This is a genomic window from Bacillus sp. REN3 (assembly GCF_017912555.1).
Lineage (GTDB): Bacteria > Bacillota > Bacilli > Bacillales > Cytobacillaceae > Mesobacillus.
The window spans coordinates 1-687 of sequence record NZ_JAERSD010000062.1 but is presented as its reverse complement, the minus strand read 5'-3'; the positions used below and the strand labels follow the sequence as shown (position 1 = coordinate 687).

The window sequence follows — 687 nt, the reverse complement described above, 5'->3', positions numbered from 1 at the left end:
TCGAGGGTTTTGTGTAAGATTGGACTTGAGGCGATTCTCCAAAATTTCTTTCTGGAATTTCCCCATTCGTATGCCTTTTGGTCTGGAACGCCAAGACTTTTGAGTTTTCTTACTCTTGTCTTCGGGTTCTTCCATTGTTTCCATTCAATCATACGGAGTCTTCTTCTAATCCACTCATCAAATTCTTTGAATTTACTTGGTGTATCAGCTAATGCAAAATATCCACACCATCCCGTTAGAAATTGATTCAATTTCTCAATTCTAACTTCCATGGGGATTGGTTTAGAACGGGATGTTAACTTTCGTATTTTAGCTTTTAGCCTTTTAACACTTTCGTTGGCTATTCGAACCTTCGGTTTCTTATTAACCGTAAAGCTAAAGCCAAGGAATTTTCGTTTCCACGGGCGGTCAACCGCTGATTTCCCTCTGTTTACTTTGAGCTTTAATTTCTGCTCAATGAAGCATGTAATGGAGTTCATCACTCGTTCTCCAGCTTTCTTCGATTTCATGTAAATATTACAATCATCGGCGTAGCGGACAAACTTGTGACCTCTCCTTTCTAGCTCTTTATCAAGCTTATCCAAAAGGATATTCGAAAGAAGAGGGCTCAGGGGACCTCCTTGTGGTGTTCCTTCTTCTGCATCGTAGACTACACCATTTATCATGATTCCTGCTTGGAGATATTTT

At 39.9% G+C, this 687-nt stretch carries 1 protein-coding gene; it reads right to left on the bottom strand.

Going from position 1 to position 687, the window contains the following annotated elements; genetic code table 11:
* The coding region (locus JJQ88_RS21000) for a group II intron maturase-specific domain-containing protein (RefSeq protein WP_246861344.1) at positions 1-687 on the bottom strand (687 nt) is incomplete at both ends.